This is a genomic window from Pantoea allii (genome assembly GCF_002307475.1).
GTDB lineage: Bacteria > Pseudomonadota > Gammaproteobacteria > Enterobacterales > Enterobacteriaceae > Pantoea > Pantoea allii.
The window spans coordinates 163,797-188,930 of sequence record NZ_NTMH01000054.1; the positions used below are offsets into that span (position 1 = coordinate 163,797).

The 25,134-nt window shown below is 54.6% G+C and carries 22 protein-coding genes; 11 read left to right on the top strand and 11 right to left on the bottom strand.

What is annotated here, in order from left to right; translation table 11 throughout:
- Positions 1 to 2 precede the first annotated feature (2 nt).
- From CMR03_RS23905 to CMR03_RS23920, 4 genes are read right to left on the bottom strand one after another with little or no spacing between them, the layout of a single operon-like run.
- Positions 3 to 992 (bottom strand): ABC transporter permease, encoded by a 990-nt coding sequence (locus CMR03_RS23905; RefSeq protein ID WP_096012853.1) that lies wholly within the window; start codon positions 990 to 992, stop codon positions 3 to 5.
- Complete coding sequence (locus tag CMR03_RS23910) at positions 985 to 2,490, bottom strand: sugar ABC transporter ATP-binding protein (RefSeq protein WP_063880505.1); 1,506 nt, start codon at positions 2,488 to 2,490, stop codon at positions 985 to 987. The genes CMR03_RS23905 and CMR03_RS23910 overlap by 8 nt, the downstream gene beginning before the upstream one ends.
- A 2-nt stretch (positions 2,491 to 2,492) precedes the next feature.
- Positions 2,493 to 3,473: a substrate-binding domain-containing protein gene (locus CMR03_RS23915; RefSeq protein ID WP_096012854.1), complete on the bottom strand. Its 981-nt coding sequence runs from the start codon at positions 3,471 to 3,473 to the stop codon at positions 2,493 to 2,495.
- 11 nt (positions 3,474 to 3,484) lie between these two features.
- A complete protein-coding gene (locus CMR03_RS23920) occupies positions 3,485 to 4,315 on the bottom strand; it encodes a DeoR/GlpR family DNA-binding transcription regulator (protein WP_096012855.1) in 831 nt (276 codons plus the stop codon).
- 489 nt (positions 4,316 to 4,804) lie between these two features.
- Between CMR03_RS23920 and CMR03_RS23925 the strand changes: the two genes are divergently transcribed.
- Positions 4,805 to 5,872 (top strand): DUF1176 domain-containing protein, encoded by a 1,068-nt coding sequence (locus CMR03_RS23925; protein WP_096012856.1) that lies wholly within the window; start codon positions 4,805 to 4,807, stop codon positions 5,870 to 5,872.
- Here the strand turns inward: CMR03_RS23925 and ampH are convergent.
- The 3 genes from ampH to CMR03_RS23940 form a co-directional block, all read right to left on the bottom strand.
- Positions 5,869 to 7,032, bottom strand: coding sequence for a D-alanyl-D-alanine-carboxypeptidase/endopeptidase AmpH (gene ampH, locus CMR03_RS23930; protein WP_172823932.1), 1,164 nt, complete (start codon positions 7,030 to 7,032; stop codon positions 5,869 to 5,871). The genes CMR03_RS23925 and ampH overlap by 4 nt on opposite strands.
- 225 nt (positions 7,033 to 7,257) lie before the next feature.
- Positions 7,258 to 7,944: a response regulator gene (locus CMR03_RS23935; protein ID WP_096012857.1), complete on the bottom strand. Its 687-nt coding sequence runs from the start codon at positions 7,942 to 7,944 to the stop codon at positions 7,258 to 7,260.
- Positions 7,934 to 9,571 (bottom strand): ATP-binding protein, encoded by a 1,638-nt coding sequence (locus CMR03_RS23940; protein WP_096012858.1) that lies wholly within the window; start codon positions 9,569 to 9,571, stop codon positions 7,934 to 7,936. The genes CMR03_RS23935 and CMR03_RS23940 overlap by 11 nt, the downstream gene beginning before the upstream one ends.
- Positions 9,572 to 9,884: 313 nt before the next feature.
- On the opposite strand from CMR03_RS23940, the gene CMR03_RS23950 reads away from it, so the two are divergent.
- Positions 9,885 to 11,246, top strand: coding sequence for a 2-hydroxycarboxylate transporter family protein (locus CMR03_RS23950; RefSeq protein WP_096012860.1), 1,362 nt, complete (start codon positions 9,885 to 9,887; stop codon positions 11,244 to 11,246).
- Positions 11,247 to 11,554: 308 nt separating this feature from the next.
- Positions 11,555 to 11,725, top strand: coding sequence for a hypothetical protein (locus CMR03_RS25340; protein WP_158087008.1), 171 nt, complete (start codon positions 11,555 to 11,557; stop codon positions 11,723 to 11,725).
- Between the two features lie 3 nt (positions 11,726 to 11,728).
- Here CMR03_RS25340 and tkt read toward each other — a convergent pair whose 3' ends face one another.
- Together tkt and tal are read right to left on the bottom strand one after the other, a co-directional pair.
- Positions 11,729 to 13,729 carry a transketolase gene (gene tkt / locus CMR03_RS23955; RefSeq protein ID WP_063880493.1) on the bottom strand — a complete coding sequence of 667 codons (2,001 nt, stop codon included), beginning with the start codon at positions 13,727 to 13,729 and terminating at the stop codon, positions 11,729 to 11,731.
- 62 nt (positions 13,730 to 13,791) lie between these two features.
- Entirely contained in the window at positions 13,792 to 14,742 is a 951-nt protein-coding gene (gene tal / locus CMR03_RS23960; RefSeq protein WP_063880491.1) for a transaldolase, read from the bottom strand.
- A 359-nt stretch (positions 14,743 to 15,101) separates the two neighbouring features.
- Between tal and maeB the strand changes: the two genes are divergently transcribed.
- Positions 15,102 to 17,381, top strand: coding sequence for an NADP-dependent oxaloacetate-decarboxylating malate dehydrogenase (gene maeB / locus CMR03_RS23965; protein ID WP_096012861.1), 2,280 nt, complete (start codon positions 15,102 to 15,104; stop codon positions 17,379 to 17,381).
- Positions 17,382 to 17,478: 97 nt separating this feature from the next.
- Here maeB and hemF read toward each other — a convergent pair whose 3' ends face one another.
- Together hemF and amiA are read right to left on the bottom strand one after the other, a co-directional pair.
- A complete protein-coding gene (gene hemF / locus CMR03_RS23970) occupies positions 17,479 to 18,393 on the bottom strand; it encodes an oxygen-dependent coproporphyrinogen oxidase (protein WP_096012862.1) in 915 nt (304 codons plus the stop codon).
- Between the two features lie 48 nt (positions 18,394 to 18,441).
- Complete coding sequence (amiA, locus tag CMR03_RS23975; RefSeq protein WP_241567980.1) at positions 18,442 to 19,287, bottom strand: N-acetylmuramoyl-L-alanine amidase AmiA; 846 nt, start codon at positions 19,285 to 19,287, stop codon at positions 18,442 to 18,444.
- A 209-nt stretch (positions 19,288 to 19,496) separates the two neighbouring features.
- Between amiA and CMR03_RS23980 the strand changes: the two genes are divergently transcribed.
- The 7 genes from CMR03_RS23980 (at position 19,497) to cysA (ending at position 25,080) form a co-directional block, all read left to right on the top strand.
- Positions 19,497 to 19,922, top strand: coding sequence for a GNAT family acetyltransferase (locus CMR03_RS23980; protein WP_006117810.1), 426 nt, complete (start codon positions 19,497 to 19,499; stop codon positions 19,920 to 19,922).
- Positions 19,912 to 20,373 (top strand): DUF2919 domain-containing protein, encoded by a 462-nt coding sequence (locus CMR03_RS23985; RefSeq protein ID WP_096012863.1) that lies wholly within the window; start codon positions 19,912 to 19,914, stop codon positions 20,371 to 20,373. The genes CMR03_RS23980 and CMR03_RS23985 overlap by 11 nt, the downstream gene beginning before the upstream one ends.
- A gap of 75 nt (positions 20,374 to 20,448) precedes the next feature.
- Positions 20,449 to 21,069, top strand: coding sequence for an RpoE-regulated lipoprotein (locus CMR03_RS23990; RefSeq protein ID WP_096012864.1), 621 nt, complete (start codon positions 20,449 to 20,451; stop codon positions 21,067 to 21,069).
- A gap of 208 nt (positions 21,070 to 21,277) precedes the next feature.
- Complete coding sequence (locus tag CMR03_RS23995) at positions 21,278 to 22,291, top strand: sulfate ABC transporter substrate-binding protein (RefSeq protein WP_096012865.1); 1,014 nt, start codon at positions 21,278 to 21,280, stop codon at positions 22,289 to 22,291.
- A 2-nt stretch (positions 22,292 to 22,293) separates the two neighbouring features.
- Positions 22,294 to 23,127: a sulfate/thiosulfate ABC transporter permease CysT gene (cysT, locus tag CMR03_RS24000; RefSeq protein WP_063880477.1), complete on the top strand. Its 834-nt coding sequence runs from the start codon at positions 22,294 to 22,296 to the stop codon at positions 23,125 to 23,127.
- Positions 23,127 to 24,002 (top strand): sulfate/thiosulfate ABC transporter permease CysW, encoded by an 876-nt coding sequence (gene cysW, locus CMR03_RS24005; RefSeq protein ID WP_063880473.1) that lies wholly within the window; start codon positions 23,127 to 23,129, stop codon positions 24,000 to 24,002. Before cysT ends, cysW begins: the two co-directional genes overlap by 1 nt.
- Positions 23,992 to 25,080 carry a sulfate/thiosulfate ABC transporter ATP-binding protein CysA gene (gene cysA / locus CMR03_RS24010; RefSeq protein ID WP_096012866.1) on the top strand — a complete coding sequence of 363 codons (1,089 nt, stop codon included), beginning with the start codon at positions 23,992 to 23,994 and terminating at the stop codon, positions 25,078 to 25,080. The genes cysW and cysA overlap by 11 nt, the downstream gene beginning before the upstream one ends.
- Positions 25,081 to 25,134: the final 54 nt, after the last annotated feature.

Below are 25,134 nucleotides of genomic sequence, written 5' to 3' on the forward strand. Positions count from 1 at the left end.
CATCAGACAAAGCTGACGTCAGTCTCTTTGCGTTTTTTATAGTGAGTAACGGCGATGGCGATCATGATGACCCCGCCGACCACGATGTTCATGAAGTAGTTGGAGACACCAAGCAGGTTGAGACCGTTCTTCAAAATGGCGATCAGGAAAACCCCCATTAAGGTGCCGCTGACCGAGCCTTTTCCCCCCATCAGGCTGGCACCACCCAGTACGGTGGCAGCCAGCACATCCAGTTCACCGCCCACCAGCGCGTTCGGCACCACTTCACCCATGCGGTAAACCTGTACCAACCCGCCAATCGCTGCCATCGCACCCAACCAGCCATAGGCAAACAGGTGGATCAGGCCGACGCGAATCCCGATGCGCCGAGCGGACTCTGCGTCACCGCCGACGGCATAAAGCTGGCGGCCTAAGTGGGTTTTATTGAGTAACACGGCGGTCAGGGTGGCGATGATCAGCAGGATGAGCAGCGGCAGGCCAAGCTGAAACGTCTGGCCTTGCCACGTAAACGGCAGCACGTTGCGTAAGGTGATCCACCAGTCGGGTAACTGATAGAGGCTGCGTCCGCCGGTTAACCACATCAGCAGGCCAAACAACAGCGACTGCATACTGATGGTGATAATGATGGAAACGACCCGCAGCCAGGTGATGAGCCAGGCATTGATCACCCCGAACAGGGTGCCGCAGGCAATGGCCAGGATAATGCTCAGCAGTGCGTTATCAAACTGATAGTGCACAAACAGGGCGGCGATAAAGTACTGCACCACCGAGGCGACGGCAGCAAAGGAGATATCAATGCCGCCGGTGACCAGCACCACAAACAGCCCCAGCGCAAAGATGCCGGTTACCGCATAGCTTTCGGCTAAATCCAGCAGGTTTTGCACGCTGAGGAACTGGTCGCTGGTCAGTGAGAAAACCACAATAAACAGCAGTAAAACCCAGGTCAGCCAGCCCTGACTGGAGTGAGGACGTAAGCGGGATAAGTCAGGCATTGATCACCTCTGCAAGTTGCTGTTGCTCAACGCTGTCGGGCTGGTATTCGGCATGGATCGTGCCGTCGCGGAAATGCAAAATGCGGTCACAGTTGTGCCAGACCTCAGGGACCTCGTCGGAAATCAACATAATCGACAAGCCTTCACGCGCCAGCTCGTGGATCAACTGGTAAATACTGGCTTTCGCCCCGACATCCACGCCGACAGTGGGCGAATCAAGAATTAACAGACGAGGCTGAGTGAGCACCCACTTGGCTAAAACGATCTTTTGCTGATTGCCGCCGGAAAGCGTGGCGATCGCCTGCTCAGGGTCGGCAACCCGGACGCCCAGTTGCTGAATCCACTGCAGGATCAGCCTGTTCTTGCGGTATTCATCAATCAGGTGAAAGCGGTTTTGCAGTTTGTCGAGGATGGGTAAAACCATGTTATCGGCCACCGACTGTTGCTGAACCAGCCCCAGCGTCAGGCGGTCCTCTGACACATAGCCAATACCGGCTTTGATCGCGTCTTCATGGCTGCGAAAGCGCACCGGTTTCGTGTCCAGCCAGATCTTGCCGCTGTCAGGCCGGGTCATACCAAACAGCGACAGGGCCAGCTCGGTACGGCCTGAACCCAGCAGGCCACAGAGCCCCAGCACTTCGCCTTCATACAAACGAAAATTCACGTCGTGGTACTGTCCGTTACGGCTGAGATCCTCCACCTCCAGCAGCACCCGATCGCGCTTGCGCGTTGGATTTTTTAACGGATATTCCAGCTTCTGTCCGGTCATCAGCTCCGTCAGGCGGTGCGGCGTCATCTCCTGCGCTGGAAAGCTGCCAATCTTGCGACCATCGCGAATGACCGTGACCCGATCCGAGATCTCCAGCACTTCATCCAGACGATGGCTGACAAACACCACACAGATGTTCTTCTGCTTGAGATAGCGCACCGTGCGCAACAGCTGATTCACTTCCGTGCGGGTAAGTGAGGCGGTAGGTTCATCCATGATCACCAGCCGGGCATCGGCAACCAGGGCACGACAGATAGCCACCTGTTGCCGCTGGGCGATAGAGAGATGCGCCACTTTTTCGTTAAGATCGAGCGTGAATTGCAGCTCCTCGACAACGCGCCGGGCGCTGTCAAACAGCGTCTTACGCTGGTGCCAGCCGAACAGGCCACGCAGGTTGTGTTCAAACGCGATATTTTCAGCCACGCTCAGGTTGGGGAACAGGGACAGGTCCTGATAGATCACCTGTATGCCAAAGTCCCTGGCCTGCTGTGTCGAGAGGCGAGGCACGATTTCCCCGTCGCCCAGGCGGATCTCGCTGCCGCTGTCCGGCGCATGTACGCCGGACATCACCTTGATCAGCGTGCTTTTGCCACAGCCATTCGTCCCGGCAAGGCAGTGCACTTCACCGGCCAGCAGCGTCAGCGACATATCGCTCAACGCGCGATGACCGCCAAAGGTTTTCGACAACCTGTTCAGGGTGACGAGCGTTTGTGGTGCGACAGGTTCCATCACTACAGCCCCAGCTTAATCAGTTTCGGCAGGTTGGCTTTATCCAGGCTTTCGGTGTTGTTGCCCAGAATGGTGTGCGTGGTTTCATCCACCCGCACCTTGCCTAATCCTTCAATGGTCATGCCATCTTTAATTGGCGTGTTCTTCTCCATCATCTCGGCAAGACGGACAAACACTTCTCCGGCGGTATGCGGATTCCAGATATAGCCACCTTTAATGGCCCCCCGGTTGACGAGCTGCGCGCCCTGGCCCGGACTGAATGCGCCAATGACGCAGACCTGGTTACTCTTGTTGCGGTTCATCACCGCCCGGCCTGCGCCGATAGGGCCCTGAGAACCAAAGGCCAGAATCCCTTTGAGATCCGGATACCTGGACATCAGCTCATTGGTTGTACGGATGGAATCATCCAGCGATTCCCCCACGCCAAATTTGTCAGTGACTAATTGCATTTTTGGGTAATGCTGCTTTTGATATTCCAGCGCGGCGTCGGTCCACTGCTGGTGGAGCGGCACCGTCAGGCTGCCAACGTACATCGCGTATTGGCCTTCATCGTGCATACAGGCTGCCAGCGCTTTCATATGGTTGATGCCATGGGTAGTTGCATCCACCAACTCAAAGTCCCAGTTGGCAAACTTCTGGCCCGGCGACTCGTGGGTAATCACTTTGATGCCCGCATTACGGGCGCGCTGCAAAACGGGTTCCAGCACCTTGGGATCGTTCGGCACCACGCCAATGATGTCCACTTTCTGCGCAATCAAATCCTCAATGGCCCGCACCTGTAAGGCGGGGTCGGCTGCGGTGGGCCCGACCATCCACGCATCGATCCCACTTTTCGCCGCTTCACTTTTTATCCCGGCCTCCATGGCGTTAAACCACGGAATGCCGCCAATTTTCACCACGATCCCCATTCGTATTTTTTCTGCTGCCTGGGCCTGGAATGCAAATAACGCGATCAGGGTGCAGGCGATAAGCTGTTTTTTCATAGCGACTCCATTTAATTATTCATAAGCTGTACGGACTGAGGGCGTTGCGAACAGTCGATAATATTTACCCCGTTCCACGCCAGTTCCTGTTCCAGTTCTTTATCTTTTAATTGGTCAGTAATGAGAAAATCCACATCACGGTAATGGCAAACACGCGCGAATGAGGGCCGAAGAAACTTAGAGCTGTCCATTAATAAATGTTTTCGTTCTGCTGCCAGAATGAGCTGTTGTTTTAAATGTGCATTACGTTCATTCCCTTCGCGTAAATAACCGTCATTGCCCAGACTGCTACAGGAAAAAAAGATTTTATTTATTTGAAACTCTTTTAAGGGTTGTTCAGTCACGATGCCGTGAAAATCTTCATAGCGATCGGAATATTCTCCGCCCAGGCAGATCGTGCGAATACTGCTGCGCGCCGCCAGCGTCTGCACAATGCGCAGAGAATTGGTTAATACCGTTAATTCTATATCGGGTAATTGTCGGGCCAGATAAAAACAGGTGGTACTGCTGTCGAGTAATATACAGTCACCCACGCTAATAAATCCCAGTGCCCGTTTGGCAATAGCCATTTTGGCATCAACATGTTCATTAATTCGCTGGCGAAAAGATAATTCATATTCATTAATGCCACGATTATTTATTTGTATAGCCGCATTATATTGTTTAACCGGGACTGCACCGCCATGACTTCGCTGTAATATGCCTTTCTTTTCCAGTTGCGCTAAGTCCCGACGAATCGTTTCCTGCGAAACCTGACACAATGCGGTAAGTTCCGCGACAATGACACGTCCATTACGCATTAATTCATCAATAATTCTCTGCTGGCGTTCAATCGGCAACATGCTGGCCTCCGAGGGTTATAAAGTACTGGAAGGCGCGCGGCAAAAATGTGGCCTGAGCGTGGGTACGCAGGACGCTATTTTCACGGCGCACATAAAGAGATATTTGTTGGGTTTTTATGAAACGGGATGTAATCGTTATTATTAAAAAGTGATGCTGATCACCTTATAAGGGCTTTTTAACCTGAGAAGAATCTGTTGATAACCTTTTATGTTTAATCTTGTGACGACTATATCATGCCTGTTTTTGACCGTTTATGTGTATTTGACCGATTGCGCGGGCGGGAATGTCCGACGAATCCGATTGAGCGACGCGGGGTGAATCAGCATGATAAATATTCTGCAGACTTTATTGCACTTCTCTTGTCATAAAGCGGATGTTTTTTAGACGGTTAGCTGCGCTTGCTGAGCACTTCACAGAATGCGGCCTTCGTGACGTGCGCGATTGCGCTATCATCTTCCACTCAAAGAAGTTGGGGCTGGTTTTTCTTAATGTGGTATGGGATGAAATCGCTGTTTGCGTTGCCTTTTTTTATGGTTGCAGCTGTTCAGGCTGAGCCGGTACAGAAGCTGTTTTCTGACTGGCAATTAACCTGCAATAATGCAGCGCATTGCGTTGCGCGAAGCATACCTGGCGACAAAGGCCTGGTGATGACCCTTTCCCGCCACGCGGGAACGGATGACCAGCCTTTACTGCGCATCGATTACGGCAGCGCCTACAGCGGAGCGCTTCCCGGCCCGGCAATAAAAGATAATCTGTTAGTCGATCAACGCCGACTCCGGCCCGATTTCAAGCACTGGACGGTCGAACCGCACCATCTTGCCACCAGTAATCCCATCGCTATTAATGAGTTCCTTGAACTGACCATGGATGCCAAAAGCCTGCAGCTGACGTTCAATGCCGGACCGCAGATTTCGTTGCGTGGTATGAAGGCGGCGCTGTTATATATGGATGACGTGCAGGGACGGGTTAATGACATCAGTGCCTGGGTCAGGCGCGGAGAACGGAACAGCGTGCCGGCCGCCCCTGCGGTGCCACAGCTGCAGCCCGCCGTAGCTGCGCCTGCGCCACTGACGCGTGAAGAGACCAGTGGCCTTATCGATTACGGCACCTGGCGCGTGAATTCGGACAGCTGTTCGCTCGATCCGCTGCGCCGGGAAGTGAGCGTATCTCCCCTGACCGATAAAAAAGCGCTGCTGCTGGTGAGCTGTGAGATGGGCGCGTACAACGTTATCGATCTGGCCTTTGAAGTGACGCGTGCGCCGCCCTACGTGGCGCGCGGTCTGACCCTGACTCTGCCTTTTACGCCGCCGGGTGACACAGACCGCCAGCTTGAGCTGATTAATGCGGATTATGATGCGGCAACCGGGCAGCTCTATACCTTTGGCAAGGGACGTGGATTGGGCGACTGCGGCACGGCCACCCGTTGGCAGTTTGATGGCGAGCGCTTTGTTTTAGCCGAATACGCGCAGGAGTCGACCTGCGATGCCTGGCACAGCAGTGACGACTGGCCCACGCTCTGGGTGAGCCAGTCAGCCACGGTGGATAGCCGCGGTTAAGGGATCGCCTGCACCATCATCGGTGAGCCGTTCTGATTGCCCACCAGCTCCGCGAGCAGGTTGTTGACGCCGTCGCTCATCGGGGTAAAACGCGTCAGTGGCGAACGGGTGACGACCACGAAAACCCCAACGTTTTGCTGCGGAATCATCGCGATATAGGTGATAAAACCACCGCCACCACCGGTTTTCTGGATAATGCCAGGACGACCGTTTGCCGGGCCCATATAAACCCATCCCATACCCAGCGCGTCGGCTTTGCCCGGCACGTCCATGCCATCGACTTTATGTAGCTGGTCGCGACGGTAGATCAAGGTCTGCAGGCGGTCGATTTGCGGCGTACGATGATTCACCGATGAGTTCAGGAACTGCTGCATCCAGCGCCCCATATCATCAGGTGTCGAATAGACGCCGCCGCTGCCAATCGCTGCCAGTGTGTTGTTACAGGGGCTGGCCCCTTTTTCCGCGACCATCAGACGGGCGCACTGTTCAGGTGACGGCGTAAAGGTGGTGTCTTTCATGCCCAGCGGACGGGTAATCAACTGCTGTAGCAGTGCCGGGTAAGGTTTACCTGCTGCACGTGACAGCGCATCACCGAGCAGATCATAACCAAGGTTGGAATAGGCCGCGTTGGTGCCCGGTGCGGCTTTGAGGTTGGCCTTGTTTAACCAGCTCCAGCGTTCACTCTGCGTGGGCCACACGAACACCGGACGATGCGGTTTGCCGCCGGGCTGTTCACGCGGCAGGCCGCTGGTATGGGTCGACAGGTTAATCAAGCGAATGGGCTGACCGTCAAAACTGGGAACCCGTTTTCCGGGCGGTGCATATTTACTCAGGGGATCGTCAAGACGGATCTCACCGCGCTCGGCCATCTTTACCATCACTTCACTGGTCATCAGCTTGCTGAGTGAGGCGATGCGAATTAATGAATCTTTTTGCGGACGAATATTGCTGCCCGGCCGCGTATCACCAAAACTGGCGAAAACCCGCTGATTACCGTCTATGGCGACCAATGCCATACCGGTGGCACCGCTGGCATAGAAGATGTGCTCGGCATAGCGATCGACAATTTGCGATGCCAGCAACGGATCGGGCGCAACCTGCGCCATGCTTTTAAGGGGAAGCAAAGAAACCATTAAGGCCAGTAAATAAGGAGTGCGCATTTTCAACGGGGACGGCTTCGCTATAGAAATCGGGAGAAAGCCTATAGTAATGCGTTTGCGAATGACGGGAAGAGGGAAGGGCAGTTTTTTTTGTTTCGGATTACAGCACGCTGCCGGGCTGATAGCGCATCCTGGCCCAATGTGGCGGTCACCTGTCGGACAGGTTTCCCTTGTGCCGTGATGCCTGGGCCGCTTAGCGCCGACAGCGTCAATCCCGGGATAACATCATGCGCGTTTATACATTCGTCTGGGATGCCCTACCTTGCCATACAGCATTTCCACCGTCAGAAACCCTGTTTCAACGCAGTGCTCCAGATAGCGGCGGGCGGTCGTCTTACTCACTCCGGTCTCGGCCATCACATCATCCACCGAAAAAAGGCGCGTCGTGGCCGCCGCAAAAAGCGTTTGTACCCGTGCTAAGGTATTTTCTTCAATGCCTTTGCTGCCGTTGTCGTGCGGATAGTTTTTTGCCTGTAACTGATACAGCACGTCCACATTCTTCTGATCGACGATTTTCCATGTGCGTTGCTGTTCCGCAAAGGCGATAAAATTGGCAAGCGAACGGTTAAGCCGCTTCCATGAGACTGGTTTAAGGACGTAATCAAAGGCCCCATTACGAATGGCCTGGCTACAGGTATCCATATCGCTGGCGGCCGTAATAAAAATAATGGAACAGTTAGCGTTTGCCAGGAGAGGATCGCCAATCAGCGTGATGCCTTTGCCATCCGGCAGATAATTGTCCAGCAGCACAAGCTGCGGCAATCTTGTTTCAAGCTGCTGCTTCGCCTCAGACAGTGAGTGCGCTATTCCGACCAGCCGCAGCTGAGGATGGTTGTTAATCAGTTCTGCATGAAGTTGAGCCAGTTCGTGCTCATCCTCAACGATCAGGACATCAATAGGATCATGTTGCATTGCTGACCTTCTCCGTTTCCGTGGTGGGATACTGATTTATTTCCACACAGGGAATAAACAGCGAGAAAATAGCACCGCGCGGCAGGTTATCGCTCACCTCAATCGTTCCGCCGGTGCGGGCAATATAGCTTTCGATTAAATACAGCCCGATGCCGTGATCGCCTCGGGTTTTGGTCGTCACCCCGCGTTCGAACATATGCTCACGGATTTCAGGGCGGATGCCCACACCGCGATCGGCGACTTCAATGATCAGTTCACGTGCGTTGAGCTTAATCAGCACTTCGACAGGATCGTGTGGCAGTGGCGCGCGTTGGGTGGCTTCAATGGCATTGTCCAGAAGATTGCCAATTACCGAGATCAGTTCAGCATCCGTGAGCGGAAGAAAGGGGCGATCCATCAGACATGCGGGATCAAAGTGGATATCTACGCCTTTCTCGCGGGCACGTACCGCTTTGCCCAGCAGCAAACCGCAGAGCAGGGGCGACTGGAAGCGGGTGGAGACAAAGTCCAGCAGCTCCTGTTCGTGCTCTGACTGTGCCTCAATATAATCGATTGCCTCTTCAAAGCGGCCCATGTGCAACAGGCCAGAAAGGGTATTCATGCGGTTAAGCTGTTCATGACGCATAATGCGCAGATTATCGACGTAACGTTTTACCTGGCTGAGTTGGGCGCTGAGTGAGTCGATATCATTGAGGTCGCGAAAGGATATCACCCATCCCATCAGGGACGATTCCAGTATAATACGGACCCGGCTGGCGATAACGGTCAGCGAATTGAAGCGGCTAATCTCATCATGGGTATCTTTTTCCAGCATGACCGGCTGCGACAAAAATGGAACGGGTGAGATCACCTGGCTGACAGATTGCCCGCGCAGTTGTTCGGCGGACTGCGCCAGTCCAAGCAGTTTTCGCGCCGCCTGGTTGATCACTTCGATTCGCAGATGTTCATCGATGACGATAACCCCTTCATAGATGGACTCCATCATCGCTTTTTGCTGACGCACCATCAGGCCAATCTCACGCGGTTCCAGCGAGCAAATCTGCTTTTTAATATTGCAGGTAAAAAACCAGGAGAAGACGAACAGGGCAATAAGCAGCAGGGCAGCCACGATCAGAATATTGACCATATTGCTGAAGGTAATCGCCTCAAGATAGCGGGTGAGATAACCCACGGAGACAATGCCAATGACCTGGCCTTGAGCGTTAACAATCGGTGCTTTGCTTCGCAGCGAAATCCCCAGACCGCCAGTCCGGATGGTGGTGATACTTTGGCCCGAGAGAACCGCAGCGTTGTCCCCGCCGACTAACGGCTTGCCGACTTTATCTTCACTCACGGAATGAAAAAGATGCAGGCCCTGGTGGTCACCAATAACGATAAAACTGGCATCGCTCTTGCTGGCAATCGTCTGCATCAATGACTGGATGGCCTGAATGTTGTGGTCCGCTATCTCTTTTTTAAGGTCAGGTATCTGCGCAATCTCCTCGGCCTGAACTTTGGCACGCATGCTCATTGCCTGGTAGATCTGTTGGTTGATGCTGACGTAATAATAACTACCCAGTAGCACGAACAGGGCAGACGTAAAAACAACGAGCGAAAGAAACAGCTTCGTTTGAAATGACAATTTCATGACGATTACACGTGCTTTGAATTAATAACATTACTGTATCATCTTTTTAACAATATGGGCCAACCCAGTATAACCCCATGATAAGCAGCATAAAAAAAACGCTGACTGTTTTTTTGACCGCGTTGCCGCCCCTTAACGTGGAAAAGCAGACGGAACCGCAATAAAAACCATAAAAACCACGGCGCGAATCAGGACGACGATCACTCAATTTAAAAAAGACCATTAAAACTTTATGCCAGACACCTTCCCCTTCACGTAATTCATCCTCTTTTAACGGCATCCTGAAAAAAATAATGATGCAAAGAGGATAATGATGAGCACACCTGATGATTCTTTCTTGTCTGAGAAACTGTCCAGTACATCGCGCCGTAAGACCCTGAAAGATCAGTGGTGGCATATTATGGATAACTGGAAAGTCGGGATTATTCCTCTGCCGCTCTTCGTACTGGCGGGCTTGCTTATCGCGGTAGACTGCCTGAGTGGGACGCTGAAAAGCGATATCGTGGTCATGGTCGCCACGCTGGCTTTTTTTGGTTTTGCCTGTGGGGAGTTTGGTAAACGTCTGCCCGTGGTCGGCAGGCTGGGGGCCGCCGCGATTTGTGCCACCTTTATCCCTTCTGCGTTGGTTTACTACGGTTTGCTTCCCGACATCGTGGTGACGTCCACGACGCAATTCTATAAATCGACCAATATTCTTTATCTCTACATCTGCTGCATTATCGTCGGCAGCATTATGAGCATGAACCGCACGGTGCTTATCCAGGGCTTTCTGCGCATCTTTTTCCCCATGTTGTGCGGAGAAGTGGTGGGCATGATTGTTGGCATGGGCGTCGGGCTGGCGCTGGGGTTGGAACCTTTCCAGATCTTCTTTTTTATTATTCTGCCGATTATGGCGGGTGGTGTCGGTGAAGGCGCGATTCCGCTCTCCATTGGCTATGCGGCCTTACTGCATATGGATCAGGGCGTCGCGCTGGGCCGTATTCTGCCCATGGTCATGTTGGGTGGCGTAACCGCCATTATTATCTCGGGCTGCCTGAACCAACTGGGGAAACGTTATCCGCACTTGACGGGAGAAGGCCAGTTGATGCCGAACATCGCCAATGTTGAACCTGAGCCGCTGCAATCCGTTTTTTCGGGGAAAGTTGACGTCACCGCGATTGCTTCCGGAGCGCTGCTTGCGGTGTTGCTGTATATGGTGGGCATGTTGGGTCAGAAATTTACCGGTCTGCCTGCGCCGGTTGGGATGCTGTTTCTGGCTGTGCTGGTGAAGCTGATCAATGGCGTTTCTCCCCGTATTCTGGTGGGTTCTCAGGTCGTTTACCGGTTCTTTCGCACTGCTGTCACCTATCCGGTGCTGTTCGCCGTCGGTGTCGCCATTACGCCCTGGCATATTCTGGTCACCGCGTTTACGCTCACCAACCTGCTGGTGATTATCAGCACGGTCAGCGCGCTGGTCGCCACGGGCTTTTTCGTCGGGAAAAAGATTGGTATGCATCCGATTGATGTCGCGATTGTCTCCTGCTGCCAGAGTGGTCAGGGCGGCACCGGCGATGTGGCCATTCTGACGGCCGGTAATCGCATGGGCCTGATGCCGTTTGCCCAGATTGCCACGCGCATCGGCGGGGCCATTAACGTTTCGCTTTCGTTGTTATTACTGAGCCATTTTTTGAAATAAACCTGTTCCATGAATAACGCCAGGTCAGGCTGCGTAAACGGCAGTCTGACCTGGCGTCCTGATAAAAGCGTTGGCCTGGCTGATATTCACAGAGGGAAACAGGATTCAATCATGGTAAACCCGCTTCATCGCTCGGCAATAGCGAGTGGCACAACCCGCGCCACTTAACGTCATCGCATCCCATACGCGCGTTTTCCTCTTCTGTTCCGCTGGGGTTCCCACTGAAGGGAGCGTAAAGCAGGGCGGCAACGGCATCATGCACATCGGCTGTCGAGCAGGAAAATACGTGAGATAACGCGCGGGATACCATGCTCACTGGGTATCTGCGCCTGTTCAGGATGGATAACGAAGACCAGGCGGGAGGCGATCTGCGACAGGAAGCGGATTTCAGAAAGCCGCGCGCCAGCACAGGGCTGGCGCGCAGTGGTACGCTGAACGAGCGACCTTGCCGGATAGCGGCAGGACGCTCAGGCGGGTAGGGATTACGCCGGTTTCAGCAGGGCTTCAGCATGGCTGACGATGTTTTCCACCGTAAAGCCAAATTCAGCAAAGAGTTTTTCCGCCGGAGCCGACTCACCGAAGGTGGTCATGCCCACGATGGCACCGTCCAGTCCGACATACTTATACCAGTAGTCTGCGATGCCCGCTTCTACCGCGACGCGCGCTTTCACGGTGGAAGGCAGTACCGACTCACGGTAAGCCGCATCCTGCGCGTCAAACAGGTCGGTGGATGGCAGTGAAACCACCCGGACCTTATGACCGCCGGTCGTCAGCTTCGCCGCCGCACCCAGGGTAATTTCCATTTCGGACCCGGTGGCAATCAGGATGATGTCTGGCGTGCCATCGCAATCCTTCAGCACATAACCCCCGCGCTTGATGTTAGCCACCTGCTCTGGAGTACGCTCAGGCTGTGCCAGGTTCTGACGCGACAGGATCAGCGCAGTCGGGCCATGATGACGTTCAATCGCCGCCTGCCAGGCCACGGCTGTTTCTACCTGGTCACAGGGACGCCATACGCTCATGTTTGGCGTCACGCGCAGGCTGGCAATTTGCTCAACCGGCTGGTGGGTCGGACCGTCTTCGCCCAGACCAATGGAATCGTGGGTATACACCATAATCTGGCGAGCCTTCATGAGTGCCGCCATACGGACCGCGTTACGGGCGTACTCAACGAACATCAGGAAGGTTGCGGTATAAGGCACAAAGCCGCCGTGATGGGCAATCCCGTTACCGATCGCCGTCATGCCGAATTCGCGGACACCATAATGGATATAGTTCCCGGCCGGATCGTCTTTAATGGATTTTGAGCCTGACCAGATGGTGAGGTTACTCGGCGCAAGGTCGGCGGAACCGCCCAGAAACTCGGGCAGCAGTTTGCCATAAGCCTCCAGTGCGTTCTGCGAGGCTTTACGGCTGGCAATCTTTTGCGGATTCGCCTGCAGCTCGGCAACAAACTTCGCGGTTTCCGCTTCCCAGTTTGCCGGCATTCCACCGTTCATGCGGCGCTCGTATTCTGCGGCCAGCTCTGGATAAGCCTGCTTATAGGCAGCCAGTTTGTTGTTCCAGGCTTTTTCGCGCTCAGCGCCTGCCTGTTTGGCATCCCACTGCTGGTAAATCTCTTTGGGGATCTCAAACGCCGGATAGTTCCAGCCCAGTTGCTTACGGGTCAGCGCCACTTCTTCTTCGCCTAACGCAGCGCCGTGGGCTTCTTCTTTACCGGCTTTATTCGGTGAGCCGAAGCCAATGACCGTACGGCAGATGATCAGTGACGGTTTATCGGTGACGCTCTGCGCTTCCTGGATGGCCGCTTTCACGGCATCGGCGTCATGGCCGTCAATCTCACCCACCACATGCCAGTTATAGGCTTCGAAGCGTTTGTGCGTATCGTCAGTAAACCAGCCTTCGGTTTCGCCATCGATAGAAATACCGTTGTGATCGTAGAAGCCAATCAGTTTACCCAGACCTAACGTACCGGCCAGCGAGCAGACTTCATGGGAAATACCTTCCATCAGGCAGCCGTCGCCCATGAACACATAGGTAAAGTGGTCGACGATATCGTGATTAGGACGGTTAAACTGGGCCGCCAGCGTACGTTCAGCAATCGCCAGACCAACGGCATTCGCCAGGCCCTGGCCCAGTGGGCCGGTGGTGGTTTCAACGCCCGGCGTGTAGCCAATTTCCGGGTGCCCCGGCGTTTTGGAATGCAGCTGGCGGAAGTTTTTCAGTTCTTCGATAGGCAGATCGTAACCGCTCAGGTGCAACAGGCTGTAAAGCAGCATGGAGCCGTGGCCGTTCGAAAGGATAAAGCGGTCGCGATCCAGCCAGGCGGGATTAGTTGGATTGTGCTGGAGGAAATCACGCCATAATACTTCGGCGATATCTGCCATCCCCATTGGCGCACCAGGGTGACCAGATTTTGCTTTTTGTACCGCATCCATACTTAATGCGCGAATGGCATTAGCCAACTCTCTGCGTGAGGACATAAAGGGTCTCCCTTGTTAAGCATCAGGGCGGGAGTGCTCCCGCCCGGTAAAAGAGGGGAAAACTAGAGGCGTGCCGCCAGCACATCTTCGAGTTTTTGCTGGTCAACGGCGAACTGACGGATACCGTCTGCCAGTTTTTCTACCGCCATGGGGTCCTGATTATGCTCCCAACGGAATTCAGCTTCAGACAGCGGCGACGGCTGATGGAAACACTCGGTTGACGGCTCCAGCTTACGTTCAATTGGCTCATCACTGTTTTGCAGCTCTTCCAGCAGATTCGGTGAAAGCGTCAGGCGGTCACAACCGGCCAGCGCAAGTACCTGTTCAACTTTACGGAAGCTGGCACCCATGATGATGGTGTCATAACGGTGCTTCTTGTAGTAATCATAAATACGGCGCACGGATTTCACGCCAGGATCTTCATCAGCGCTGTACGGGTCCATCGGTTTGCGTGAGTTGTACCAGTCATAGATACGACCGACAAACGGTGAAATCAGGTAAACACCGGCTTCGGCGCAGGCGCGCGCCTGCGCAAACGAGAACAGCAACGTCAGGTTGCACTGGATACCATTTTTTTCCAGTTCTTCCGCTGCCTTGATGCCTTCCCACGTTGACGCCAGTTTGATCAGAATACGTGAGCGGTCAATGCCGTGCTCTTCATACATGCGAACCAGCTTTTCAGCTTTCGTGACGCACATGCCACGATCGAAGGAGAGGCGCGCATCCACTTCGGTCGAAACACGGCCCGGTATGCTTTTCAGAATTTCCATACCGAGGTTAATAGCCACTTTGTCGCTGGCGTTGATGATCTGCGTCTCTTTGCTGCCGCCCTGTTTTTTCGCATAGTCGATGGCGTCATCAATCAGATGTTTGTAAGGCTGGAGAGCAGATGCTTTCAGAATAAGCGAGGGATTGGTGGTCGCATCTTGTGGGTGATAATTTCGAATCGATTCAATATCGCCACTGTCAGCCACCACGGTGGTGAACTGTTTAAGGGCTTCAAGCTGGTTCATTTCTACACTCCTTGAAAATACATTGTAACGAAAGGGAACACCTCTGGCCTCGTGCCCTAATCCGTGCAGACATTACGGGTCGCAGTAACGCCGACTCACCACATTGCAACAGACGGGGTGCAGTGAAAATGCGTTTTCTCTGAATGTTGTGCGATGAGGGTAGCGCGTCACCACCCGAGAGAGCATTTCTGCGGATAACGACTGCCCGGCTATTAAGAATAGCAGCCATGACAAATGACGCAGGCCAGACTGTAACAATCTGTGCCCTAAGAAATGAGGTTCTTTGAAGCGCCTCACCGCTTTGTGGTGGTCTGCTTTCTATACTGGGCGCTCACTCACCTGGCGAAGAAGGACGTCAAATGGATGACCAACTGAAGCAAAGTGCGCTTGATTTTCACCAGTATCCCACTCCCGGCAAGATTCAGGTGTCGCCGACCAAGCCGCTGGCGACGCAGCGCGATCTGGCCCTGGCCTATTCACCCGGCGTCGCCGCACCCTGTTTAGAAATTGCCGCCGATCCGCTGGCCGCCCATAAATACACCGCGCGCGGCAATCTGGTGGCGGTCATTTCTAACGGCACGGCGGTGCTGGGCCTGGGGAACATCGGGGCGCTGGCCGGTAAACCGGTGATGGAAGGCAAAGGTGTATTATTCAAGAAGTTTGCCGGCATTGACGTCTTTGATATTGAGGTCGATGAGCATGACCCGGACAAGCTGATTGAGATTATCGCGGCGCTGGAGCCGACCTTTGGCGGCATCAATCTTGAAGATATTAAAGCGCCGGAATGTTTTTACATTGAGCAGCAGCTGCGGCAACGGATGAAAATCCCCGTGTTTCACGACGATCAGCACGGTACGGCGATTATCTGTACGGCAGCGGTGTTAAACGGGCTGCGCATTATCAAAAAGGCGATCTCAGACGTGCGGCTGGTGGTGTCCGGCGCGGGCGCATCGGCGATTGCCTGTATGAACCTGCTGGTCGCCTTGGGCTTACAGAAACACAATATTCAGGTGTGCGATTCCAAAGGCCTGATTTATCGCGGGCGCGAACCCAATATGGCCGAAACCAAGGCCGACTATGCGGTTGAGGATCAGGGCAAACGCACGCTGGCGGAGGTGATTGAGGGCGCGGACATTTTCCTTGGCTGTTCCGGCCCGGACGTGCTCACGCCTGAGATGGTGAAAACCATGGCAAAGGACCCCCTGATTCTGGCGCTGGCGAATCCGCAGCCAGAAATCCTGCCGCCGTTAGCCAAAGCCGTGCGGCCTGATGCGATTATCTGTACCGGCCGTTCTGACTTTCCTAATCAGGTGAATAACGTCCTGTGCTTTCCGTTTATCTTCCGCGGTGCGCTGGATGTTGGCGCGACTGCCATCAATGAAGCGATGAAGCTGGCCGCGGTTCACGCTATCGCCGATCTGGCGCAGGCAGAACAGAGCGATGTGGTGGCATCGGCCTATAGCGATCAGGACCTGAGTTTTGGGCCGGACTATCTGATTCCTAAACCCTTCGATCCCCGTTTAATCGTGCAGATTGCTCCCGCCGTGGCGAAAGCGGCGATGGATTCCGGCGTGGCAACCCGGCCGATTAGCGACTTTGACGCCTACCGCGAACAGCTCACGGAATTTGTTTATAAAACCAATCTGTTTATGAAGCCGATTTTCTCTCAGGCCCGTAAAGCGCCGAAACGCGTGGTACTGGCCGAAGGGGAAGAGGTGCGGGTGCTGCATGCGACGCAGGAACTCGTGTCGCTGGGGCTGGCAAAACCCATTCTGATAGGCCGCCCGAACGTGATTGCCATGCGGCTGGAGAAGCAGGGGCTGAAAATCGAAGCCGGGAAGGATTTTGAAATCGTCAATAATGAATCCGATCCGCGTTTCAAAGCATACTGGAATGAGTATTACCAGATGATGAAGCGGCGCGGCGTAACGCCTGAGCAGGCGCAGCGCGCGGTGATCGGTAATCCGACGCTGATTGGTGCCATCATGGTCTATCGCGGTGAAGCGGACGCGCTCATCTGCGGCACCATTGGGGATTACAACGAGCACTACGAGATTGTGGAAAAAGTGCTGGGCCTGCGTTCCGATGTGAAAGTCGCGGGAGCCATGAACGCGTTGCTGCTGCCAAACGGCAACACCTTTATTGCTGACACCTATGTGAATGAAGATCCCACGCCCGAGCAGCTCGCAGACATTACCCTCATGGCGGCCGAAACCGTGCGGCGATTTGGGATTGAACCGCGCGTGGCGCTGTTGTCGCACTCCAGCTTTGGCACCTCAAATGCACCCGGCGCACGTAAAATGCGTGACGTACTGGCGCTGGTGCAGCAGCGGGCACCTGAGCTGGAAATTGACGGCGAAATGCACGGTGATGCGGCGCTGGTGGAAAGTATTCGTCGGGAAATCATGCCCGACAGCCCGCTAAAAGGCAGTGCCAACCTGTTGATCATGCCCAATGTGGAGGCAGCGCGAATCAGCTACAACCTGCTGCGCGTCTCCAGTTCTGAAGGCGTAACGGTGGGGCCGGTGCTGATGGGAATGACGAAGCCCGTGCACGTCCTTACCCGTATCGCCTCCGTGCGGCGCATCGTTAATATGGTGGCGCTGGCCGTGGTGGAAGCGCAAACCCAGCCACTGTAATGAAACGGGGCCGAATTCAACGATGCGGCCCCGTGTTAACCTTCGCCCCGCAGAGGGCTGGTTTGCCTGCCTGTCATGCGGGGCAGGCGGACAGACTTCACGTCGGCAGGTTAAGCCAGTTCTTTACCGGCAGAAAATCACGGTAGAGCGCCGCTTCCGGCGAGTCTGGCTCAGGATGATAGTTATATTCCCAGCGTACCAGCGGCGGCAGGGACATCAGGATAGACTCCGTTCTGCCCCCGGTTTGCAGACCAAACAGCGTGCCACGGTCCCACACCAGATTAAACTCCACATAGCGACCACGGCGATAGAGCTGAAACTGACGTTCCCGCTCGCCAAAAGGCACGTGTTTGCGGCGCGCGACGATTGGCTGATAAGCGTCCAGGAAGCCCCGGCCCACCGCCTGAATCAATGCAAAGCTGTTTTCAAAGCCGGGCTGGTGGATATCATCAAAGAACAACCCACCGATGCCGCGCTGCTCGTCGCGGTGTTTCAGATAGAAATAGTCATCGCACCACTTTTTAAAGCGCGGATAGACATCTTCGCCAAAGGGCTGACAAATATCGAATGCCGTCTGGTGCCAGTGCAGTGCATCCTCTTCGAAACCGTAAAACGGTGTCATATCGAAGCCACCGCCAAACCACCAAATAGGTTCAGCGCCAGGTTTTTCGGCAATAAAGAAACGCACGTTGGCATGACTGGTCGGCACATACGGATTATGAGGATGAATGACCAGCGAAACGCCCATGGCTTCAAAACTGCATCCGGCCAGTTCAGGGCGATGCGCGGTAGCGGACGCGGGCATCTGGTCGCCATGAACGTGCGAAAAGTTGACGCCGGCCTGTTCAAAGACCGCGCCATCACGCAGCACGCGGCTTCGTCCGCCGCCGCCGCCGGGGCGCTGCCAGCTGTCTTCAATGAACTGTGCACCGCCGTCTTCGGCGGTCAGCTTGCTACAAATCTCATCCTGCAGATCCAACAGGAACGTTTTTACACGGGAGATATCAGGCATGTGATGGGCTTCTCTTGGTAAAAATTGGACGTGATTATAGCTTATTCATTACGACATTCGGCGATCGTACTCATCAAAGTAATTGATTATTCCGGTGGCGATAGCCGATGCAATTTTTTGACGGAATGCGCTGGTGCCCAGTAACTGCTCTTCCCGCGGGTTAGTGATAAACGAGGTTTCCACCAGCACTGAGGGAATCGACGGGGATTTTAATACGGCAAAAGCGGCCTGTTCCGTGTGCTGACTGTGAAGGTGATGCACGGGACGGATCTGATCCAGCACGTGTTTGCCCAGCGTCAGGCTGTTTTTGATGGTGTCCGTTTGCACCAAGTCAAACAGGATCTGCTGCAGATAGTGATCCTGCGCTTCCACCTTTGCGCCACCGACCTTGTCGGCATCGTTCTCTCTGTTTGACAGATAGCGCGCCATGCTACTGCTGGCACCGCGGTTGGACAGGGCGAAAACCGAGGCCCCGTTGGCATCCGGGCTGGTATAGCCATCGGCATGGATGGACATAAACAGATTCGCGCCATGCTGATGGGCAATTTCCACGCGCTGATAAAGGGGAATAAAGTGATCGCTGTCGCGCGTCAGGCGCACCTCAATGCGCGGATGTGACTGTAGCTCACGGCGGACGTTGTTGGCGATTTCTAAGACAATATGCTTCTCTTCCGCGCCTTCTTCGCCCACCGCACCCGAATCAATCCCGCCGTGGCCAGGGTCGATCATGACGATGCGTTTACCGTTACTGGCTGGCGGTTTTGGCGAGGTGTGACGGGAAGAGAGAGAAGCCTGCTGTTCTTTTGCCTGTACGGCGCGCGGAGACAACACGGCCAGTGCAAGTCCTGACAGCAGAAGCTGGCGGCGGTGAATTAAACGTTTAAGCAAATGCATGTGCAGGTCCATAAGCAACAATTATGCAAAGTGTTATAGCGTAACGTTAGCGCCACGGCGATCTTTCAACCATTTCAGGTTATTACTTTGTATTTCAGCTCACTAACAGCCAAATCCCTTTTTTTTAACGTTGCCCCCGGTAGGGAGGGTTGCGCCAGCCGAAGAAAGCGTGATAATCAGCAAATTGTGGTGAATAGCAGGTAAAGAAGATGGAAATCCGCACCTTCCGCCAGGAAGACTTTGAAGAAGTAATCACGCTCTGGGAACGCTGCGATTTGTTACGGCCCTGGAACGATCCCGAGCTGGATATCGAACGCAAAATGCATCACGACGCCGATCTTTTCCTGGTGGCAGAAGTGGGCGGTGAAGTCGTCGGCACGGTGATGGGTGGCTACGACGGACATCGCGGCGCGGCCTATTACCTTGCTGTGCATCCTGATTATCAGGGACGCGGTTTTGCCAATGCCTTGATGAACCGCCTTGAGAAAAAACTGATCGCGCGCGGCTGTCCAAAAATCCATTTGATGGTGCGTGAAGAGAACGATCAGGTGGTCGCATTCTATGAAAAGCTCGACTACGAAACGGTCGATGTGGTGTTACTGGGCAAACGTTTAATCGAAGATCGTGAATATTAATTCTGTCTGGCCACCGGAAGAGTACGATGATAAAGGCCAGTTGCGCCTGCCGTTTCTTTTCTGGCTGATTCTGCTGCTACAGTCACGGACCTGGTTGCTGTTGATTATGGCCGGTGCGTCACGCCAGCAGGGGAACGATCTTCTGGCGCTCTTTTATCCTGACCGCCAGGCCTTTTGGTCAGGCCTGGCGCTGGGCTTACCGGCGCTGTTTGGCCTGCTGTTGACCGGCTACCGTTCGCGTCTGCCAAAACTGTGGCGCAGCTGGCGCCAGGTCTTAATGCTCGCTATGGCGATTAATCTGCTCTGGCAAGGCGCTCAACTGTATCTGGCTGATTTTCTCAGCTCGCCGCTCCCCTTGTTGTTGACGCTGTTCGATCTGCTGGCGCTGCTGTGGTTATTCAGCAGCATCCGGCTTCGCGCCTGCTTTGTACCGCAACAGTATCCCGAATAAACTTTTTGCCGCTTTGCGACTCCAATCAGTTCTGCCTTATTGTCCTTTATTGTTCTTATATTCACAGGAGTTTTCATGAAAGCTGTTCGTTACACGTTACTGACTGCGGCCATACTGGTCAGTGGGTGTGCCAGTTCCTCCGGTACTGATGCTAACAGCAGCCAGCAGGTAAGCTGGTGGAATCCACTGAGCTACCACTGGTCATCGGCGCTGCCCTGGAACTGGTTTGGGTCCTCGCTGACAGCCACAGAGCAGGGCGTGGGTGGCATTAATGGCTCCACCGCCATGACCGAAGCCGCCATAAAAGAGGGGCTGAAAGGCAAGTACGATCTGCGCCAGGGCATGCGCGGTCATAATGGTCAGGTGGTGTCGTTCTGGCAGGCCATGGATGACGGCAAAGTAATGCTGGTGGTTTATGGCCAGTCGCAGGTTGACCGCATTGAAGTGCTGGACAGCCACATTGCCAGCGCCGATGGCAGCAAAATCGGTGACGCGTTCAGCGCCAGATTCGACAAAGCCTTCAATAACTGTGTGCTGGCGAGCGGGCTGGACAACCGTGACGTGGAGTGCCGCGCGCCCAACAGTCAGCATCTTCGCTATGTCTACAGCGGAACCTGGCATGGGCCAGAGGGATTGATGCCGTCGGATGACACACTCAAGAGCTGGAAGCTCAGCAAAATTGTCTGGCAGCGCTAAGGCCTTTTCATACCGCTAAACCGCAGGGCAGACCCTCAGCCCTGCGCGTCCAATGCCACTTTCCCGCTATCTTCTGCCACCGCCTTATGCCTTTTTCGACTTTGAAATCAGCAAACGATATATAAAACCGTTACGGGTTTACGCTGAGTTATAAATAAACTGCTGTATCGGCAGATGAGATCTGCATCAAATTTCTTCAGGGTGAACCATGACCTTACCAGCGATGAAAAAAATCGTGAGCGGACTCGCACTGTCGCTGAGCCTGGCCGGTGCCGCAAACGCGACCGAGCTGCTAAACAGCTCTTACGATGTTGCACGTGAATTATTCGTCGCCCTGAATGCGCCTTTTGTCAGTCAATGGGATGCCAGCCATCCTGACGACAAGCTGACCATTAAGATGTCCCATGCCGGGTCATCTAAACAGGCGCTGGCGATCCTGCAAGGTCTGCGTGCCGATGTCGTGACCTATAACCAGGTCACGGATGTGCAGGTGTTACACGATAAAGGCAAGCTGATTCCGGCCGACTGGCAAACGCGTCTGCCGAATAGCAGTTCACCCTTTTATTCCACCATGGCGTTCCTGGTGCGCAAGGGAAACCCAAAGCAGATTCACGACTGGTCCGATTTAACCCGTGACGATGTGAAGCTGATTTTTCCTAATCCCAAAACCTCCGGTAACGGGCGCTATACCTATCTTGCGGCCTGGGGCGCTGCCAGCCAGGCTGACGGGGGCGATCAGGCCAAAACCCGCGCGTTTATGACGAAGTTTTTAAAGAATGTTGAAGTGTTCGATACCGGTGGCCGCGGTGCCACAACCACCTTTGCCGAACGCGGCCTGGGAGATGTGCTGATCAGTTTTGAGTCAGAAGTGAATAACATCCGCAACCAATACGGCAAAGATGACTATGAAGTCGTGGTGCCAAAAACCGATATCCTGGCGGAGTTTCCGGTCGCCTGGGTTGATAAAAATGTCGCGCAGAATAAAACGGGCGATGCGGCAAAAGCGTATTTGACCTGGCTGTATTCCCCCGAGGCGCAGAAAATCATCACGGATTTCTATTACCGCGTGAACAATCCGCAGTTAATGGCGCAGCAAAAAGCCCGTTTCCCTGCCACCAACCTGTTTCGGGTGGAAGAGGCGTTTGGCGGCTGGGATAACGTTATGAAAACCCATTTCGCCAGCGGCGGCGAGCTGGATAAATTGTTAGCGGCGGGGCGGTAATCATGTTTGCAGCCAGCCAAAAACGCGTTCTGCCCGGTTTCGGTCTGAGCCTCGGCACCAGCCTGCTGTTTACCTGCCTGGTGCTGCTGCTGCCCATCAGCGCACTGATTATGCAGCTGTCGCAGATGACGCTGCAGCAATACTGGGACGTGGTCACCAATCCTCAACTGATCGCAGCCTACAAAGTGACGTTACTGTCGGCCGGTGTGGCCTCATTGTTTAATGCCGTATTCGGCATGTTAATGGCATGGATTTTAACGCGCTATCGCTTCCCGGGCCGCACGTTGCTTGACGGGCTGATGGATTTGCCGTTTGCGCTGCCCACCGCCGTGGCGGGTTTGACGCTGGCCGGTCTGTTTTCCGTTAACGGCTGGTACGGACAGTGGTTTGCCCATTTCGATATCAAGATTTCCTATACCTGGATCGGTATCGCGCTGGCGATGGCGTTCACCAGTATTCCCTTTGTGGTGCGAACCGTGCAGCCGGTGCTGGAAGAGTTAGGTCCCGAATACGAGGAAGCCGCTCAGACACTGGGCGCAACGCCCTGGCAGAGCTTTCGCCGGGTCGTGTTGCCCGAAGTCGCGCCAGCCCTTCTGGCGGGCACTGCGCTCTCGTTTACCCGCAGCCTGGGTGAGTTTGGTGCGGTGATCTTTATCGCGGGCAACATCGCCTGGAAAACCGAAGTGACCTCGCTGATGATTTTTGTCCGCCTGCAGGAATTTGACTACCCGGCAGCCAGCGCCATCGCCTCGGTGATTCTGACGGCATCGCTGCTGTTACTGTTCGCGATTAATACATTACAAAGCCGATTTGGTCGTCGTCTGGGAGGCCACTAATGGCAGAGATTTCGCAACTCAACGCGGCCGATCGCCAGCCGGTTAACTGGAGTAAGTGGCTGCTTATTGGTATTGGCGCACTGATATCGCTGCTTCTGCTGGTGGTGCCGATGGTCTCCATCTTCTGGGAAGCGTTGTACAAAGGGCTGGGCGTGACGTTTAGCAACCTGACCGACAGCGATATGCTGCATGCCATATGGCTGACGGTGCTGGTCGCGTTGATTACCGTGCCGGTGAATTTAGTGTTCGGCACGCTGCTGGCCTGGCTGGTGACACGCTTTACCTTTCCCGGTCGCCAGCTGCTTTTAACGCTGTTCGACATTCCGTTTGCCGTATCGCCTGTCGTGGCGGGCCTGATGTATCTCCTGTTCTGGGGCATCAATGGCCCGGCGGGCGGCTGGCTGGATGCCCATAATATTCAGGTGATGTTCTCCTGGCCTGGCATGGTGCTGGTCACCGTCTTCGTTACCTGTCCGTTTGTGGTGCGCGAACTGGTGCCGGTGATGCTGAGTCAGGGCAGTCATGAGGACGAAGCCGCCGTGCTGTTAGGTGCCTCGGGCTGGCAGATGTTCCGTCGCGTTACGCTGCCCAACATTCGCTGGGCCATGCTGTATGGCGTTGTGCTGACAAACGCCCGCGCCATTGGTGAATTCGGCGCGGTATCGGTGGTATCCGGTTCTATTCGCGGTGAAACCTATACCTTACCGCTTCAGGTTGAATTACTGCATCAGGATTACAATACGGTAGGCGCCTTTACTGCTGCGGCCTTACTGACCGTGATGGCAATCGTGACGCTGTTTCTGAAAAGCATTGTGCAATGGCGTTTAGAGCAACAGCATAAACGCCTGCAACTGGAGGACAATCATGAGCATTGAGATTAACCAGATCAACAAATCCTTTGGTCGCACAGCGGTGCTGAACGATATCTCACTGGATATTCCTTCTGGCCAGATGGTGGCATTACTGGGGCCGTCCGGTTCCGGTAAAACAACGCTGCTGCGTATTATCGCCGGGCTGGAGCATCAGAACAGCGGTCAGATCCGTTTTCATGACCACGATGTCAGCCGTCTGCATGCGCGCGAGCGTCAGGTAGGCTTTGTCTTCCAGCACTATGCGCTGTTCCGCCATATGACGGTATTCGACAACATTGCCTTTGGTCTGACGGTGTTGCCGCGCCGTGAGCGTCCGTCCAGTGCGGAGATCAGGCAGCGCGTCACGCGCCTGCTGGAGATGGTGCAACTGTCCCATCTGGCAAACCGTTTTCCGGCCCAGCTTTCTGGCGGGCAGAAACAGCGCGTCGCGTTGGCAAGGGCGCTGGCGGTAGAACCGCAAATCCTGCTGCTGGATGAGCCGTTTGGCGCGCTGGATGCGCAGGTGCGCAAAGAGTTGCGTCGCTGGTTACGCCAACTGCATGAAGAATTGAAGTTTACCAGCGTCTTTGTGACGCACGATCAGGAAGAGGCGATGGAAGTGGCCGATCGCGTGGTGGTGATGAGCCAGGGCAGCATTGAACAGGTGGGGACGCCGGACGAGGTCTGGCGCGATCCTGCCACGCGTTTCGTGCTGGAGTTCCTGGGTGAGGTTAACCGCTTTGACGGCGAAGTTCATGGCTCTCAGTTCCATGTGGGCGCGCATCACTGGCCGTTAGGTTATACCTCAGCGCATCAGGGCGCGGTCGATCTGTTCCTGCGTCCTTGGGAAATCGACGTTTCACGCAGGAGCAGCCTGGAAACGCCATTGCCTGTTCAGGTCTTAGAGGTAAGCCCTCGCGGTCATTTCTGGCAGTTGGTAGTGCAGCCAAGCGGATGGCAGAGCGAGCCGTTCTCGCTGGTCTTTGATGGTGAACAAACCGCACCGCTGCGTGGCGAACGCCTGTTCGTGGGGCTACAGCAGGCCCGACTGTATCAGGGGGCGACGCCGTTACGGGCGGTTGCCTTTGCGCATAGCGCCTGATATTTTCTTTTTCACGCAGGGCGGGACAGTGTCCCGCCTTTTTAATGACCGTTA